Annotated in this window: 11 protein-coding genes; all 11 read right to left on the reverse strand. The window is 72.5% G+C overall.

The genetic code is table 11. From position 1 onward, the window contains the following. Positions 1–135 precede the first annotated feature (135 nt). The 11 genes from I5071_RS23405 to I5071_RS23455 all read right to left on the reverse strand — a co-directional run bounded on the left by I5071_RS23405 (position 136) and on the right by I5071_RS23455 (position 16,483). A complete protein-coding gene (locus I5071_RS23405) occupies positions 136–2,172 on the reverse strand; it encodes a hypothetical protein (RefSeq protein ID WP_236514807.1) in 2,037 nt (678 codons plus the stop codon). Continuing rightward, positions 2,172–4,571 (reverse strand): hypothetical protein, encoded by a 2,400-nt coding sequence (locus I5071_RS23410; RefSeq protein ID WP_236514808.1) that lies wholly within the window; start codon positions 4,569–4,571, stop codon positions 2,172–2,174. The genes I5071_RS23405 and I5071_RS23410 overlap by 1 nt, the downstream gene beginning before the upstream one ends. A gap of 134 nt (positions 4,572–4,705) precedes the next feature. Beyond that, complete coding sequence (locus I5071_RS23415) at positions 4,706–6,586, reverse strand: IgGFc-binding protein (protein WP_236514809.1); 1,881 nt, start codon at positions 6,584–6,586, stop codon at positions 4,706–4,708. Positions 6,587–6,679: 93 nt separating this feature from the next. Beyond that, positions 6,680–8,740, reverse strand: coding sequence for a dickkopf-related protein (locus tag I5071_RS23420; protein ID WP_236514810.1), 2,061 nt, complete (start codon positions 8,738–8,740; stop codon positions 6,680–6,682). Positions 8,741–8,765: 25 nt separating this feature from the next. Continuing rightward, positions 8,766–11,150 carry a hypothetical protein gene (locus tag I5071_RS23425; protein ID WP_236514811.1) on the reverse strand — a complete coding sequence of 795 codons (2,385 nt, stop codon included), beginning with the start codon at positions 11,148–11,150 and terminating at the stop codon, positions 8,766–8,768. Between the two features lie 54 nt (positions 11,151–11,204). After that, a complete protein-coding gene (locus I5071_RS23430; RefSeq protein WP_236514812.1) occupies positions 11,205–12,287 on the reverse strand; it encodes a hypothetical protein in 1,083 nt (360 codons plus the stop codon). Continuing rightward, complete coding sequence (locus I5071_RS23435; RefSeq protein WP_236514814.1) at positions 12,284–13,342, reverse strand: FecR domain-containing protein; 1,059 nt, start codon at positions 13,340–13,342, stop codon at positions 12,284–12,286. Before I5071_RS23435 ends, I5071_RS23430 begins: the two co-directional genes overlap by 4 nt. After that, positions 13,339–14,007, reverse strand: coding sequence for an RNA polymerase sigma factor (locus I5071_RS23440; RefSeq protein WP_236514816.1), 669 nt, complete (start codon positions 14,005–14,007; stop codon positions 13,339–13,341). Before I5071_RS23440 ends, I5071_RS23435 begins: the two co-directional genes overlap by 4 nt. Before the next feature lie 15 nt (positions 14,008–14,022). Further along, positions 14,023–14,619, reverse strand: a complete 597-nt coding sequence (locus I5071_RS23445) for a DUF6151 family protein (RefSeq protein ID WP_236514817.1) — start codon at positions 14,617–14,619, stop codon at positions 14,023–14,025. Between the two features lie 40 nt (positions 14,620–14,659). Next, complete coding sequence (locus I5071_RS23450; protein WP_236514818.1) at positions 14,660–15,238, reverse strand: hypothetical protein; 579 nt, start codon at positions 15,236–15,238, stop codon at positions 14,660–14,662. Between the two features lie 213 nt (positions 15,239–15,451). Continuing rightward, entirely contained in the window at positions 15,452–16,483 is a 1,032-nt protein-coding gene (locus I5071_RS23455; protein ID WP_053238736.1) for a rod shape-determining protein, read from the reverse strand. Positions 16,484–16,622: the final 139 nt, after the last annotated feature.

Genomic DNA, 16,622 nt, shown 5'->3' on the forward strand with positions numbered 1-16,622 from the left:
TGGCGAGGGCGTGCACGAGCCGACGCGGCGCTCGGGTTCACCGGTTGGCTTCGCGCGCGAGAGCAAGCGGGGCTGGGGCCCCGATCCGGCTTTGCCGGTCGGGGGGAGGGGTCTTCCAAGACCCCTCCCGCAAGCTCAGATCGGCGGGACGTATCCGCAGACGCCGAGGTTGCACTCGAGGCCGCTGCAGCAGTCGGCGGCGGTCTCGCACGACTCGCCGCCACGACGGCAGACGCTCGGCGGCTGGCAGGTGAGCACGTCGGGCATCGAGGGATCGCTCGCCGCGCACTCGCCCGAGCAGCACTCGCTCGAGGTGCTGCACGACTCGCCCTGCCCGCGGCACCCGGTCGGTGCCCAGAGCGCGGCGATGTCGTCGGCGCGCGTGTCCTGACCCGGCAGCCAGTACGGCGGCGAGCTCGGATCTTCGCCGCGCTCGACGAGCGCGGGATCGATCGCGGTCACCCAGAGCTGACGACGACCGGTGTCGCGCGTGCCCGCGTACGCATTGCCGTAGTCCTGGCGCGAGTAGAACGCGAGCCAGTAGAGGCGCGTGCCGTCGGCTTCTTCGGTGACGAAGGGCGAGAAGACGGGCCAGAACGCGTCGACCTGGCCCTCGACGCCCATGCCGCGCTCGAGGCGGATCGGAGCGCCGCCCTCACGCGAGACGACGTAGAGCGCGGCGCGCGGAGGCTCGGCGCCGAATTCGGTCGCGGAGACCGAGCTCGCGCCGTGCGCGAACGCGAGGAAGCGCGAGTCGGGCGACCACGTCGGGCGCGAGTCGGTCGAGCCGCCCTCGGACGACTCGGAGAGGGACGCGCCCTCGTGCACGATGCGCGGCGCACCGAGCGCGTCGTCGCCCTCGATCGGCGCGACGACGATGGTCGTCGGCGCGCGCGTGCCCCGCGGACCGTCACCGCCGCCCTGCATCCACGCGACCCACGCGCCGTCGGCCGACCACGCGGGATAGCCTGCGTCGCCCTCGGGCAGGCCCGTTGCGGACGTCGGCAGGCCGGTCGCGCCGTCGAGCATCACGAGGCGCGACACGCCGCTCGCCTCGGTGCCCTCGGCGCGGCTCGCGAGGATGCGCGCGCCGTCGGGTCGGAACGCGAGGAAGTGATACGAGGGCTCGAAGGGCCCGAGCAGGTCGGGCGGAGGCGCGGTGCTGCTCGCGGTGTCGACGATCGTGGTCGCCCACGTCGCGGCGCGCGAGTCGAGCGTCGATGCGAGGCGGCGGCCGTCGTGCGAGAGCGAGTGGCAGCCGACGCATGCGCCGCTCTCGGTGCCGAACACGCTCGCGCGCGCACCGGTCGCCGCGTCGAGGCGGAACACGTCACTCGACTGCGGATCGGGGCGGACCTGCCAGTAGTAGACGGTGCCGTAGAGGCCGTCCTCGCTGAGCCAGACGCGCACCGGCTGACCGAGGAACACCGTGGTGCCGCCCGACGCGACGCGATCGACGCGCAGCTCGAGCTCTTCGCCGCGCGCGCTGTCCGCGATGGTGCGCCACGTCTCGCGATCGCTCGCCCAGCTCGACGTGAAGCCACGACCGCTGTCGTACGCGTACGCGCGCACCGTCGCGTACGGCGTCGAGAGCACGATGCGGTACGCGTCGTCGGCGCCGCCGCGCGGGAGCGGGTCCCACTGCACGACGGGAGGAGCGACGTTGTTCGGCATGCGCGCGCCGTCGAGCGGGTACTCGAGCAGCACGCTCTCGAAGGGATCCTCCGCCTCGGGGAGATCGAAGCGATCAGGCACGCTCGGCGGCACGCTGGGATCGAGCGGCGCGTCGCGCTCGATCAGCACACGCACCGTCGCGCGACCTTCGATCGTGGCGATCGCGCCGGGCGCGCGCGCGACGACCTCGACGACACCTCCGGCGCGCCCGTCCGCGGTGAACACGCCGCTCGCGTCGACCGCGCCGATGCGGTCGTGGGTGAGCCGCCACGACTCGGGCGTCACCTCGATCATCTCGCCGTCGAGCGTGCGCGCGTAGGCGCGGAAGCTCGCGGTGGGCGTCGCGCCCTCGATGCTCGTGAGCTCCACCTCGGCGGGCTCGAGCACGAGGCTCGCGGTCTGCAGGCCGCCGTCGGGCTCGCCCATCGGCGTCTCGCCGGTCGTGCACGCGGCGAGCGCGAGCGCCACGCCGAGCGACATCGAGAGTCTCGTCGTCATCACTCGCCCGCTCCGAATGCGAAGTGTGCGAGGCCCACGCTCGGTCCCGTGCCCGCGCGCGCGAACCCGCCGCCCACGTAGAGGCCGTCGTCCATCACGACGAGGCCGTGCACGATGTCGCTCACGCCACCTTCGAAGCCGCGCCACGTGGTGCCGTCGAAGACGCCCACCGACTCGTTCGGCTCTCCCGGCGTGATGCTGAACGTGCCGCCCGCGTAGAGGTGATCGCCGTACGCGTGGAGCGAGTACGCCGCGCGTCCCGAGTGGTCGGGCGCGTTGCGGCTCGAGAGCCCTGCACCGAGGTTCTCCCACGCGGTGCCGTTCCACGCGGCGACGGCCTCGATCGGCGCGGCGCCGCTGTTGTGGATCGTGCCGCCCGCGACGAGGCGGTCGCGCCACCACGCGAGCGACCACACCACCTCGAAGGGCCGCGCGAGCCCGTCGCCGAGCGCGTGCCACGCCTCGCCGTCCCAGCGCGCGACGTTCGTGACGTCGAGCTCGCCCGCGCGCGCGAACGATCCCGCGACGTAGAGATCGCCGGTCGCGGCGTCGCGCGCGATCGCATAGATGGCCGCCGCGTTGGGCTCTTCGGCCCACTCGAACTGCCAGCCGACGAGGCCGGGGATCGCGGTCCACGACTCGCCGTCCCACACCGCGAGGCCGCTCGCGGGCGTGCTCCCACCGACCTCGGTGAAGTCACCGCCGACGAAGAGCAGATCGGGATCGTCCGCGCCTTCGCCGAGCACGTGCAGCAGCGCGCGCACCGGGCCGTTGGTGCCGCCGCCGACCTCGCTCCACCGCGCGCCGTCCCACGCGGCCAGGTTCGCGAATTCGGTGCCGGTGTTGTTGTCGCGGAACTCGCCGCCGGCGTACACGCGCGCGCCGTCGGTCGTCGCCTCGATCGCGTTCACCACGCCGAGCAGGCCGCGGCCGAGCGTCTCGAACCCGCCCTCGCGCGTGTAGCGCGCGATGTTGTCCGCGCGGACGTCGCCGACGTACTCGAACTCTCCGCCGATGTAGAGCGCGCACGTGCCGACGCGATCCATCGCGAACACGTTGCCGGCGACGCCCTCGGTCCGCTCACCCGGCGTGCGCAGCGACGACCAGTACGTGCCGTCGTAGCGCACGACGTGCGACGCGCGCGTGCTGCCCGCGTGCGTGAAGAGCCCGCCGAAGTACACGCTGCCGTCGGGCCCGGCCGCGACGAACCAGACGTTCTCGTCGATCGAGAAGCCGACGTCCTTCCAGAGGCCACCGATGTCGTGCCAGCGCGCTCCGTCCCAGCGCGCGACGTGCGGCGTGGCGAGCGTCTCGTAGCCGCCGGCCCAGTCGAACGCGCCGCCGACGTAGAGCCCGTGATCGACGATCGCGACACCGCGCACGAGCCCCGGGCCGCCGAAGAGATCGGACACGCCGTTGCCGATCAGCTCCCAGTGATCGCCGGCCCAGCGCGCGATGCTCCCTTCGTTCGCCAGCTCGCCCAACTCGCCTCGCGTCGTGAGCGCGAAGCTGCCGCCCGCGATCAACGTCACGCCGTCGCGATCGCGCACCAGCTGGTTCACCACGAAGTGCGGCATCGGCAAGCTGCGCGCGCTCCACGCGGTGCCGTTCCAGCAGGCGACCGAGCGCGCCTCGATCGCGCCGAGCGTGCTGAACGCGCCGCCCACGCAGACGTCGTCGAGCGCGCGCGCGGAGATCGTCTCGACGCCCTGATCGGGCGTGAAGCCCTCCCACGCGCTCCACGTCGTGCCGTCGAGACGCGCGAGATAGGTCGCGTCGACGCCGCCGATGCGCGTGAAGTGGCCGGCCGCGATCAGCGTGGACCCGACGATCGCGAGATCGACGATCGCGCCCTCGCTCGCCGCGACCTCGGTCCACGAGGAGCCGTCCCAGCGCGAGAGGCGCGTGTTCTCCCACTCGCTCGGAGGCGTCCACGCGGCCCACACGGTCGAGCCCTCGACCGCGAGCGCGCGGACCTGCCCTTCGAGGCCGTCACCGAGCGCGCGCCAGCCACCGGCCGCGGTCCACACCGCGACGTTGTTCGCGGGCGCGTATCCGGCCGCGTCGAAGGTGCCCGCGATGTAGACCTCGCCGCTCGGGCCGAACGCGATCTCGCTCACGTTCGGGAGGTCGCCGCCGACGCCCGGCACCGCGAAGCGATTCTCCCACTCGCCCTGCGTCGGATCGGCCGGCGCGTCCGGCTCGATCTCGATGCACGGCGGACCGGAGTCGACGCGCGGCGGACCGCCGTCCCCTCCGTCGGGCACGGGAGGCTGCGCATCGAGGAGCTGCGCATCGCTCGTCACGCCGCCATCGCGGTCGGAGAGCAGCGGACCGTCGTTGCACGCGGAGAGCGCGACGACGGCGGTGAAGGAAAGCAAAGAGCGAACGAGCGTCATCGGGATGCCGTCTCCTCGCGAGTCGTGATGGGGTGACGGACACCGGACGCGACCGGCTCAGAAATGTGAAAAGAGCGGCGCGATGCGCCGCTCTCTCCATGCACACCGGTCGCGCGATCACGCGCGCGAATCGATCAGATCGGGATGATGCGAAGGTCGAGGCCCGCGGGATACGCGTACGACGTGTAGAGGCCGAGGCCGTACGCGATCAGACCGACGGGCGACGCCGCGGTGAGGCGGTGGTTGCCCGCGGGCACCGGGACGATGGCGAGCTCTCGATCACCGACGCGCGTCCACTCCGCCTCGAGCGCGCGTCCGTCGAGCGTGATCTCCGCGCTCGGCTCGCGCGAGATCAGGAGATACGACTGACCTCGCGCGAGCGGCGCGTACGACGAGGGCATCGCGAACACGTAGTCGCGGCGGTACTGCTCCTCGGGCACCAGCGTCGTCATGCCGGGGTCGCCGCGCTCGAGCGGCGGATCGGTGATGTTCTGGCCGACGAGGAGCTGCGCGACCTGCACCGGGAGCGACGAGGTGATGATCATCGCCTGATCGAACTCGAGCTCGACGTGCTCGCCCGCGTCGAGCGTGACCTCGCCGCCGCTGCGCGGCGGAGGATCGAGCGTGACGGTCGTCCCGTCGTGCGCGGCGGTGATGCGCAGCAGGTTCGCGATCGTCGTCTCGGGGTCGCGCATCGGCATCGTCGAGAAGCGCTTGCCCCACGTCTCCACGGGCGCGAGCTGCGTCTCGAGGTGATCGCACGCGACGATGTCGTACGGGATGTTCGTGCACGTGTGGCCGCCGAACACCGCGACCGGTCGATCGCTGTGCACGCGCGAGCCCGTGAGGTCGAACTGCTCCTCGCGGCAGTACGCCGTGACGCGCGGCTCGTCCTCTTCGACGTCGTGGAAGCCGGGGCGATCGGGCGCACAGACCGGCGGCACCGCGGCCGCGATCTGCGCGACCTCGCCGCGCGCGAGCGTGAAGCGGATGGTGCCACCGCGCGCCGTCGCCTCCCAGCGTCCGCCCGCGTCGGCGGCGACGTCGCCCGCGACCTCGATCTCGACCGCGGTGGGCTCCGCGGAGACGCCGACCACCGCGAGGTAACCGGGATAGCGCGCGCTGTCGGCGGGATATTCGTCGGTGGGATCGAAGTCGTCGCTGATCGAGAAGGGCACGTACGAGGTGCCGACGTGCTCGCGGCCGAGCACGTGCGCGGGCAGCAGCAGCGACGCGTCGTTGGTGAACGAGTAGTCGGCCACCGCCGACGCGTAGTGGAACGGGTTGAACTGCGTGACGATCACCGGCACCGACGAGGTGAGGCGGTACGCGCCGTCGGCGGTGACGACGCTCTCCCAGTCGTTGCTCGCGAAGGGGAACGACACGCCCTCGATCCACGGCAGCGTGATCTCGGCGACCCCGCCGGGCGTGACCTGCCGCGTCTCGATCACGCGACCCGCGCGCGAGATCGAGACCGTCGCGCGCGTGCTGCCGGGGTTCGCGACGACGACGCGGAAGTCGTACGCGCGCGAGTTGAGCTCACGGATGTTCGCGAGCGGGACCGGCCAGTACTCGCAGCCGACGTTGGAGCGCACCGCCTCGGCGAGGCCGCAGGCGTCGTCGCAGATGCCCGAACCGCCGCACGCCGAGCCCCACTCGCTGCAGTCGCGCACCGGCTGCCAGCGGTGATCCTCGTCGCAGCGCGTCGACACCGTTCCGTCGCAGCGGAACGAGCCGGGCACGCACTCGATGCAGCCCATCGCGGGATCGCAGCCGCCCTCGCAGACCTGCTCGTCCTCGCGCGACGCGCCGTCGTCGCCGCACACGTAGTGCACGTACCCGAAGCACCCGGGCGCATCGGGCGTGCACGAGAAGCCCGCGTCGATCGGGCCGCCGTCGGGCATCTCCGCGTCGACGCCGGAGTCGCGCATCGGCAGGAGCGGACCCTCCTCGACGACGCACCCGGACGTCACGAGCGAGAGCGCGATCGAGAGCAGAGGAGCGAGACGACGCATGGGGACCTCACGCAACGAGGCTCGAAGAGAGGACGTGCACGAGCGCGCGCACCGGCACGTGCACGTCCGCGGAAGCGAAGAACGAGATGCGGATCAAATCGGAGGGACGTATCCGCAGACGCCGAGGTTGCACTCGAGGCCGCCGCAGCAGTCGCTCGCGTCCTCGCACGACTCGCCCGAGCGGCGGCACACCGTCGGCGGGCGGCACGTGAGCACGTCGGGCATCGAGGGATCCGCCGCGGCGCACTCCCCGGAGCAGCACTCCGACGAGGTGCTGCACGACTCGTCGCGACCGCGGCAGCTCGTCGGCGCCCAGAGCGCCGCGATGTCGTCGGCATGCGTGTCCTGGCCGGTGAGCCAGTACGGCGGCGAGCTCGGATCCTCGCCGCGCTCCGCGGCCTCGGGATCGATCGCCATGACCCAGAGCTGGCGCCGCGACGTGCCCGCCGTTCCGGCGCGCGCGTTCCCGAAGTCCTGGCGCGAGTAGAACGCGAGCCAGAAGAGCCGCGAGCCATCGCGCTCCTCGGTCACGAAGGGCGAGAACACGGGCCAGAACGCGTCCACGGGACCGCCCTCGCCCATGCCGCGCACGAGGCGGATCGGCGTGCCGCCGTCGCGCGACGCGAGATAGAGCGACGCGGTCGGAGGCTCGGCGTCGAACTGCACCGAGGACACCGAGCTCGTGCCGTGCGCGAACGCGAGGAAGCGCGAGTCGGGCGACCACGTCGGGCGTGAGTCCGTGCTCCCGCCCTCGGGCGCCGACGCGAGGCTCGCGCCCTCGTGCACGACGCTCGACGCGCCGAACGCATCGCCCTCGCCGACCTCGCTCACGAGGATGCGCGTCGCGTTGCGCGTCCCGCTCGGGCCGTCGCTGCCGCCGTCCATCCACGCGACGCGCGCGCCGTCGGGCGACCACGTCGGATATCCGGCCTGACCGGTGGGCAGCCCCGTCGCCGCGATCTCGGCGCCGGTCGCTCCGTCGAGCAAGAAGAGCGCGGTCACGTCGCGCGTCGCGGGCGCGAGCGGACGGCTCGCGAGGATGCGCGTCGCGTCGGGCGAGAACGCCATGAAGTGATAGGCCGGCGTGAACGGGCCCATCACGTCGGGCGGCGGCGCGCTCGCGCTCGTCGTGTCGACGACCGCGGTCGTCCACTGCACGGCGCGCGAGTCGAGCGTCGCCGAGAGCTGACGCCCGTCGTGCGAGAGCGCGTGACAGCCGACGCAGCCACCCGACTCGGTGCCGAACACGCTCTGTCGCGTGCCGCTCGCCGCATCGAGACGAAGCACGTCGCTGCCCTGCGGATCGACGCGCACCTGCCAGTAGTAGACGGTGCCGAAGACGCCGTCCTCGCTGAGCCAGACGGTCACCGGCGTGCCGCGCACGACCTCGCTGCCGCCGCTCGGGATGCGATCGACACGCAGCGTGACCTCCTCGCCGAGCGCGCTGTCCGCGACGACGCGCCACGTGTTGCGATCGATCGGATAGCTCGCGCGGAACGTGCGGCCGTCGTCGTAGGCGTACGCGCGCACCATCGCGTGCGGCGTCTCGATCACCACGCGGAACGCATCGCCCGCCTGCGCGAACGGCTCCCACTGCAGCTCGGGCGCGCCGACGTTGTTCGGCATGCGCGCGCCCTCGAGCGGATAGAGCAGCGCGGGCGACTCGAAGGGCTCTTCGACCTCGGGCAGCGTGTCGAACCGATCGGGCACCGTGGGCGGCACCGTCGGATCGAGCGGCACCGAGAGCGTGAGGCGCACGCGGATCGTCGCGTGCCCGACGACCGGCGCAATGACACCGGGCACGCGCGCAGTGACCTGCACCGCGCCGCCGGCGCGCCCGCTCGCCGTGAACGTGCCGTGCTCGTCGATCGCGCCGATGCGATCGTGCGAGAGCGTCCAGCTCTCCGGCGACACCTCGACGCGCTCGCCCTGCACCGTGCGCGCGAACGCGCGCAGCGTGACGGTCGGCATCGATCCGTCGGCGCTCAGGAGCTCGGCCTCGGCCGGATCCAGCTCGAGCGAGACGACCTCGTTGCCGCCGTCGGTGGTGTCGGGCGGGTCGTCGCCGCGCTCGGTGCACGCGCCTCCTCCCAGAGAGCTCAGCGCGAGCGCCAGCAGCGCGAGCCACGGCGCGTGTCTCGAGAGGGGAGTCATCACTGCGTGCTCCTCTTCTGCGTCTTCAGGGCGCGAACCGCCAGAGCGACAGCCCGACCGAGGGGGAGGTGCCGGTGCGGTCGAAGGTGCCACCGACGTACACGCCCTCGTCCATCCCGACGAGCGCCTCGACGATGTCGCTCGCGCCCTCGCCGAGCGGCGTCCACGTCGTGCCGTCGTAGACCGCGACGTGCGTGCCCTCGCCCTCGCCGAACTGCATGCTGCCGCCGACGTAGAGCGCGCTGCCGACCGCCTCGACCGCGACGACGTGCGGGAAGCCCTCGAGCGGGATCGGTCCGACCGCCTCCCACGCGGTGCCGTTCCACGCCGCGACGCGGCCGACCGTCGTCTCGCCGCTGCTCTCGAACGTGCCCACCGCGACGAGGCGACCGTTCCAGAACGCCAGCGCGTTCGGGTGCTCGGAGATGCGCCCCAGGCCGTCGCCGTAGGCGTGCCACGCCTCGCCGTCCCAGCGCGCGATGTTGTTCACCACGAGCCCGTCGGGCCCCGCGGTGCGGAACGCGCCCGCGACGATCAGATCGCCGCTCTCGGGGTCGCGGAGGATCGCGCGCACCGAGGTGCCCGCGCGCTCTTCACCGGTCGGATCCCAGTCGTACGGATAGCCTTCGAAGCCGCCGCCGATCGCCGTCCAGACCTCGCCGTTCCACATCGCGAGGTCCTCCGCGGGCACCTCACCGGCGTTGTCGAAGTCGCCGCCGACGTAGATCAGCTCCTGCGCATCGGGCGAGTCCGCCGGGACGCTCTCGAGCGCGCTCACCTCGCCGTCGACGCTGCCGCCCAGCGGGCGCCACTCCGACGCGTCCCAGAGCGCGACGTTGCGGAAGACGGTGCCGCTCTCGTCGGAGAACGCGCCGCCCGCGACGACGCGACCCTCACCGAGCACCTCGATCTCGAGCACGCTGCCGACCACGCCGTCGCCGAGCGCCTGGTAGCCACCCTCGCGTGTGTAGCGCGCGATGTTGTTCGCGCGGATCGGCCCGGCGTAGGTGAACGTGCCGCCGACGTAGATCGCGCACGACGCCTCGCGCTCGAGCACCGCGACCGAGCCCGCGACGCCCTCGTACTCCTCGTCGGGCGTGCGCAGCGCCGACCAGTACGTCCCGTCGAAGCGCACGACGTGCGAGACGGTGACGCTGTCCGAGCGCGTGAAGAGGCCGCCGAAGTAGACGCTGCCGTCGGGGCCCGCGCCGACCATGTAGACGTTGTCGCTGCCGCCGATGAAGCCGACCTCGGCGTAGACGCCGCCGATGTCGTCCCACTCGCCCTCGCGCCAGCGCGCGACCGCGTTGACCGGGCGCGGCTCCGCCGCGTCGATCGCGCGGAACGCACCGCCCACGTACATGCCGCTCGGCGCGAACGCGACGCCACGCACCGACTTGGTGCTTCCCGGCCCGAACTCGCTCATCACGCCGCGGCCGATCAGCTCCCAGCGATCGCCGACCCAGCGCGCGATGCTGCCGCCGTTCGTGCCGGTGTCGTCGAGCATGAAGTCGCCCGCGCCCACCAGCGATCCGTCGGCGGGATCACGCTGCAGATCGTAGAAGCCGATGTAGTGCTCGAAGGGGAGCGGACGCGCCTGCCACGCGGTGCCGTTCCAGCACGCCGCGCCGCGCGACGCGACGACACCGAGCGTCGAGAAGCTGCCGCCGATGCACACGTCGTTCAGCGACGTCGCGGAGATCGCCTGCACGGTTCCGTCGGGCGCGAGGCCCGCGTAGCCGGTCCACGTGGTGCCGTCGAAGCGCGCGAGCCCCGCGACGTCCACGCCGCCGATCTGCGTGAACCCACCCGCGGCGAGGAGCGTCGTGCCGACGAACACGATCTCCTCGATCGAGCCGGTGCTCTCGGCGACGGTCGTCCACGCCGTGCCGTTCCAGCGCGCGATGCGCGTCGCTTCCCAGCCGTCGTCCGGCGCGTACGCCGCGTGGACGGTCCCGTCGGTCGCGACCGCGATCGAGCGCACACGGCCGCTCAGTCCCTCGCCCATCGGGCGCCAGCCGGTCGCGCCGTCCCACGCCGCGATGTTGCGCGCGGCCTGATAGCCGGCCGTCGTGAACTCGCCACCGATGTAGACGGTGCCGTCGGCGCCGAAGCCGATCGAGTTCACGTTCGGCAGGTCGCCGCCGACGCCGGGATTCGCGTAGCCCGGCTCCCACGCGCCCGCAGTGGGGTCCGCCGGGAACTCGGGCTCGCGCGTCGCGCACGCCGGTCCGCCGTCGACCGGAGGCGGGCCCGCGTCACCACGGCCGCCGTCGACGTCCGGCACGTGCGCGTCGGGCGTCGACGCATCGCCGGCACCGCCGTCACGGTCCGAGAGCACGGGGTCGCTGCCGCACGCACACAGCGCGAGCGCGATCGACACGGAAACGAAGCGTCGAGTGAACGTCATCGGTGCGGGCTCCTCGGGGTCGTGATGGAGTGACGCGCACCGCTCGAGACCGGCTCAGAATTGTGAAGGCGTGATGGCGACCCGGAGCGCCGCCGCGAAGAAGGGCCCTCCGACGATCACCGGAGGCTCTTCGGTCACCTCTCCATCGGGCGCGAACGCGATGACGCCAAGCCCGAGCGGGACCGAGATCACCACCGGACCGAGGCGGAGCGAAGGCGCGACCTCGAGCTGCGCCTCGGCCGCGATCGCGATGGTCGTGCCGCCCTCGACGTCCGGGGAGGCAGGCCGACCTTCGAGCACGAGCAGGTCGCCCGACACCCACACGCCGAGATCGGCGAAGAGCGGCCCGAGGCTCGGCGTGCGCCACGCCGCGCCGATGCCGAGGATGCCCGCGTACACGTCGATGTCACCGCGCGTGCGCGAGGTGCGCGCGAACTCGGTCGCGATGCGCAGCCCGGCGACGATCGAGTCGTCGATCACGATCGCGCCGCGCAGCCCGGCGCTCGCGGTCGCGAGGTGCTCGCCGTCGAGGCGAAGGCGGGTGCCGCCCTCGAGCGAGATCTCGGCATCGATGCGCGGCGGAGGCGGCGGCGTCGGTGGCTCGACCGCCGGCGGCGCGACGACCACGGGCGCGGGCGGCGGCGGCTCGACCACGGGCTCCTGCGGCGGGGCCGCGGTCTGCGCTTCTTCGATCGCACCGCGCGCGATGCGCTCTGCTTCTTCGGCGCCCGGCGCGCCCTCGACCACCGCATCGCCGTCGATCAGCAGCTCGAGCCACGACGTCAGGAAGAGCTGCGCGATCGCCAGCGCGAGCACGCGCTCGCGATCGGCGCTCGGCCACACGATCGTCCGCGCGACGCTCTTGTCGGTGATCGGATCGGTGATCTCGATCCGCACGCGATCGCCGGTGCATCCGAGCAGCACCACCGGCGTCGACACCTCGCGCCACGCGAGGGTCACGTCGGCGAGCTCGACCTCGAGCAGGCGCTGCACCTCCGCGAGATCGACCTCGCTGCAGGAAGGCGCAGCGATCGTCAGATCGGCACGCGCGCGCGCCGGCCCGATCGTCCACGCGGCGAGCACGAGCGCCGCGCCCACGACGGGACTGCAACGCCACGCCTCACGAGGTCCGATCACTCGGCCAAGTGACGCACACGTTCTGCGTAGAGGCCAGAGGGGTGCAGCTCGAGATAACGCTGCGCCGCCACGCGCGCCCGCTCGCGACGGCCCGCGGCCGACCACGAGACCGCCGCCTCGGCGAGCGCATCCTCGGCGAGCGCACCGTGCGGCGCGCGCGCGAACGCCGCCTCGAACGCCTCCGCCGCGGCCGCATCGCGCGCCCGCGCGCGCTCCACACGACCGAGCGTGAAGAACGCGGTCGCGACCCGCGGATCGCGCGGCTCCGCCGTCGTCGCCGCCCGCAGCGCGCGCGCCGCGTCGTCGAGACGTCCGGCGCGCCGCGCCTCGTCGGCCTGCGCGAGCAGCGCCTCGATGCTCTCGCGGCGCGCCGGGCGCGGCGCACGCTCGATCGACGACGTCTCGGGCTCGGGCTCGATCGCCTCGATCACCGGCTCGGGCGCGACCTCCGGCTCCACGACGGGCTCGTCGGCGCGCATCCGCACCCGCAGCGCCTCGCCGGCGCCGAGCATGCTCGCGTCGTCGCCCCGCGCGACCTCGACGCGCCCTTCCTCGACCTCGACCTCCACGTCGAGCTCGCCGCGCCGCACGACGAACTGCGTGCCGCGCACCCGCACCTCGACGTCCTCGAGCACCACGACGAACGAGCGCTCGGGGCGATGGCTCACGACGTAGCGCGCCTCGCCCGCGAGCTGCGCGATGCGCACCGCGCCCTCCGACTCCGACTCCACGCGCACGTCCGCCGACGACGCGAGGAACACCTCGGATCCATCGCGCAGCGACAAGCGCGCCGGGCGCGACGTGCCCGCCTCGCCCTCGACCGCGACCGTCGCGATCGCATCCCCGCGCGAAGGCTGGGCCGCCGGGCGCAACCACACGAGCGCCAGCGCCGCCGCGACCGCCACGCCCGCACCGAACGCGATCCCGACGCGCGCGCGACGACGCCGCGCCGCGCCTTCTCCTCGCGCTGCGAGCACGCGCGTCAGCACGCGCCGCTCCCGCAGCTCGTCCCAGTCCGGCTCGGCGCGCCGTGCCTGCTCGAGGTCGACGCTCATTCGCGGCCTCCCGCGCCCACCACGTAGCCCCGCTTCGCGAGCAGCGCCGCTGCTTCCGCGATCCTGCGCTTCACCGTCGCCAGCGACACGCCGCAATGCTCCGCCACCTCGGGCAGCGTCAGCCCCTCGACGTGATGCAGCGTCCAGGGAACGCGCCGCTCGATCGAGAGCATCGCGAGCGCCTGATAGAGCGCGTACGCCTCGCCCTCGACCTCCGGCGAGACCGAGCGAGGCTCGGTGCGCCCGAAGATCCCGGCGAGCCAGCGCTGTCGCTGCCGCCGTCCGAGCCGGCGCGCCACCTTCCGCACCGCGATCGTCACGAGCCAGGCCCGCAACGTGGCGCCCTCCTTCAGCCCGGCGAGCCCCTCCGACGCCGCGACGAAGGTCTCCTGCACCACGTCGTCGAGCTCTCCGTCGTCGCCCATGAGCCGGTACACCACGCCCGCCACGTAGCGGGCGTGCTTGCGATAGATCGCGGTGAAGGCGCGCTCGTCACCCCCCGCGGCGCGCGCGGCGAGCGTGGCGTCGTCCTCGGGGACGGCGGCGATCTTGGCGGCGGCAGCGCTCATGGGATCGGAGTCGCTCATGGAGTGCGCGCGACCCACCCCGAACGGCTCAACTCTTTTCCGACCGCCACCCGGAAGACCCTGCAGCGCTCCGCCCACCCCGGCAATGCCCCGTCAGCGCAGCGCGTCGCGGGCCGAGACCGTCAGCACCTCGGGCTCGACCCGCGGCTTCTTGGTGCGGGCATCGAAGAACGGCGACGGTGTCGCACCTCGTGCGAGGGCTGCGCGCGCGAGCATCGCGAGGGTCCGCACGATCGTCCCGACGCGCACCGTGGGCGCGGCGCCCTCGGGCAGCCCGCCGATCGCGAAGCGCCCCATCAGCCCGGCGATCGGCGCGCCGAGCACCTCGTTCCGGGTCCGCTCGTCGCCGATGCACCGGTGCACCATCCCGACGAACGGCGTGCTCGCCGAGGCCATCGTGTTCGCGATCGGCGTGCGGCAGCAGCGCGCGTACCACCGGATCATCCCGCGATCCGAGAGCCGCATGCACACGAGCTCGCTCTCGCCCTCGGTGATCCGCACCAGCGACGGCCGGGTCTGCCAGAGGTCGGTGCCGCCGCGTGCGTCGAGCACGTCGTCGCGCCCGAGGAAGCGCCCGTAGGCCTGGCAGTCGTCGCAATAACAGACGACGCGCTGGCCACCGCCGGGGACGAGCTCGATGCGGCCGCGCAGCTGGCCGCAGGCACAACGGATCGGGAGTGTCTCGCTCATGGGAGCGAGCCCTACCTCCGGCGCGAACCTCCGTCGAGGCTCAGCGCGGCTCGTCGGCGCTGGCCCAACCGAGCACGAGCGGCGCGTCGGCTTCGCACTCGCGATCGAGATCGCCCGTCGCGAGGCCATGACCGCGCGCGAGCCGCACCGCGGCGCACAGCTGCTCGCCGGGCATCTCGTCGAGGTACAGGCGCAGCACGCCCTCGTCCTCGACCACTTCGAATTCCCCGGAGAGATCGGCCACTTCCTCGCCCGGCGCGCCGCGCCAGAGCTGGAACGCGAACGCGCCGTTCGCGTCCTCGACCTCGTTCGGCACGTACTCCTCGCCGAGGCAGAGCACACGGCGCGACGTACCGGCCGGCGCAGTCGCCCAGCACCCGACGATCTCGAGCTCGGTCGTCTCGCTCGGCGCGCCGCAGACTTCCTCGCACTCGGTGCACTCGACGTCCGAGCCACCGCTCGCCGTCTCGCGGCACGCGTCGATGCGCTCGCTCCCGAACAGCGAGACGACGATTGGATCGGGCGTGTCACACGCGTCGGCCGCGCGGTCGCACGGAGACGGATCACACGCCGACAGGAGCGCGAGCGCCGCGAGGCGCACCGACGGACGAATCTTCATTGCACTGCTCTCAGTCCCGCTGGAGTGCTCGCTCGCGCAGGGCCCGCACGGGAACGTGCGGAGCACGTGGACGGGAGGGCCCTGAGCGGGCGAGCCGTTATTTTGTACTGCTCTCAGTCCCGCTGGAGTGCTCGCTCGCGCAGGGCCCGCACGGGAACGTGCGGAGCACGTGGGAGGGCCCCTGAGCGGGCGAGCGGATATTTTGCACTGCTCTCAGCTGATCGTGACTTCGCGGAGCAGGTCGAGGTGATCGAGCGTCTTGCCCGATCCGAGCACGACCGCGCTCACCGGATCATCGCTGACCATCACCGGAAGGCCGGTCTCTTCGCGCAGCAGCACGTCGAGGTTCTTGAGCTGCGCGCCGCCGCCGGTCAGCACGATGCCCTTGTCGACGATGTCGGCGCTCAGCTCGGGCGGCGTGCGCTCGAGCGCGGCCATCACGGCCTCGACGATCGTGTTGATCGGCTCGCTCAGCGCGTCGCGGATCTCGTCCGAGTTCACGACGACCGTCTTCGGGACGCCCGCGACCAGGTCGCGTCCCTTGACCTCCATCGTCTCGACCTCGTCGCCCGGGTACGCGTTGCCGATCGTGCACTTCACGCGCTCGGCGGTCTGGTCGCCGATCAGCAGGTTGTACTTGCGCTTGAGGTACGCGACGATCGCCTCGTCCATCTTGTCGCCGCCGACGCGGACGCTCTGGGAGTAGACGATGCCCGCGAGCGAGATGACCGCGACCTCGGTCGTGCCGCCGCCGATGTCGACGACCATGTTGCCGCTCGGCTCGGTGATCGGGAGGCCCGCCCCGATCGCCGCCGCCATGGGCTCCTCGATCAGGAAGACCTCGCGCGCGCCGGCGCTCTCGGCGCTCTCCTTCACCGCGCGCTTCTCGACCTCGGTGATGCCGAACGGAACGCAGATGATGATGCGCGGCTTGACCAGCGTGCTGCGGTTCTGGGCGCGGCGGATGAAGTACCGCAGCATCGCCTCGGTGATCTCGAAGTCGGCGATGACGCCGTCGCGGAGCGGGCGCACCGCGGAGATGTTGCCCGGCGTGCGGCCGAGCATCTCCTTCGCTTCCTTGCCGACCGCGAGCACCTTCTTACCGCCGCGTGCGTCGGTCTGGACCGCCACCACGCTGGGCTCGCACGACACGATGCCGCGACCCTTCACGTAGATGAGGGTCGTTGCGGTCCCCAGGTCGATCGCGAGATCGTTGGAGAAGAGGCCGTATACCCAGTCGAACAGCACGTTGGATTCGCTCGTGGCGCGTGTAGATCGTGCGGAGCGCCGCGGTCTAACAGATCGACCAGTGCCGATCAAGCGTGCGTCCTAGGGGGTGGACAGCTCGCGATCGATCCGTCACCCTCGTCCGCCTGCATCAACT

It is taken from the genome of Sandaracinus amylolyticus (assembly GCF_021631985.1).
GTDB lineage: Bacteria > Myxococcota_A > Polyangia > Polyangiales > Sandaracinaceae > Sandaracinus > Sandaracinus amylolyticus_A.

What these genes read in the sequence shown, in the direction of transcription:
- I5071_RS23420 (WP_236514810.1), bottom strand. Translation starts at nt 8,740, where the DNA reads ATGACTCCCCTCTCGAGACACGCGCCGTGGCTCGCGCTGCTGGCGCTC.
- I5071_RS23425 (WP_236514811.1), bottom strand. Translation starts at nt 11,150, where the DNA reads ATGACGTTCACTCGACGCTTCGTTTCCGTGTCGATCGCGCTCGCGCTG.
- I5071_RS23405 (WP_236514807.1), bottom strand. Translation starts at nt 2,172, where the DNA reads ATGACGACGAGACTCTCGATGTCGCTCGGCGTGGCGCTCGCGCTCGCC.
- I5071_RS23445 (WP_236514817.1), bottom strand. Translation starts at nt 14,619, where the DNA reads ATGAGCGAGACACTCCCGATCCGTTGTGCCTGCGGCCAGCTGCGCGGC.
- I5071_RS23450 (WP_236514818.1), bottom strand. Translation starts at nt 15,238, where the DNA reads ATGAAGATTCGTCCGTCGGTGCGCCTCGCGGCGCTCGCGCTCCTGTCG.
- I5071_RS23410 (WP_236514808.1), bottom strand. Translation starts at nt 4,571, where the DNA reads ATGACGCTCGTTCGCTCTTTGCTTTCCTTCACCGCCGTCGTCGCGCTC.
- I5071_RS23415 (WP_236514809.1), bottom strand. Translation starts at nt 6,586, where the DNA reads ATGCGTCGTCTCGCTCCTCTGCTCTCGATCGCGCTCTCGCTCGTGACG.
- I5071_RS23435 (WP_236514814.1), bottom strand. Translation starts at nt 13,342, where the DNA reads ATGAGCGTCGACCTCGAGCAGGCACGGCGCGCCGAGCCGGACTGGGAC.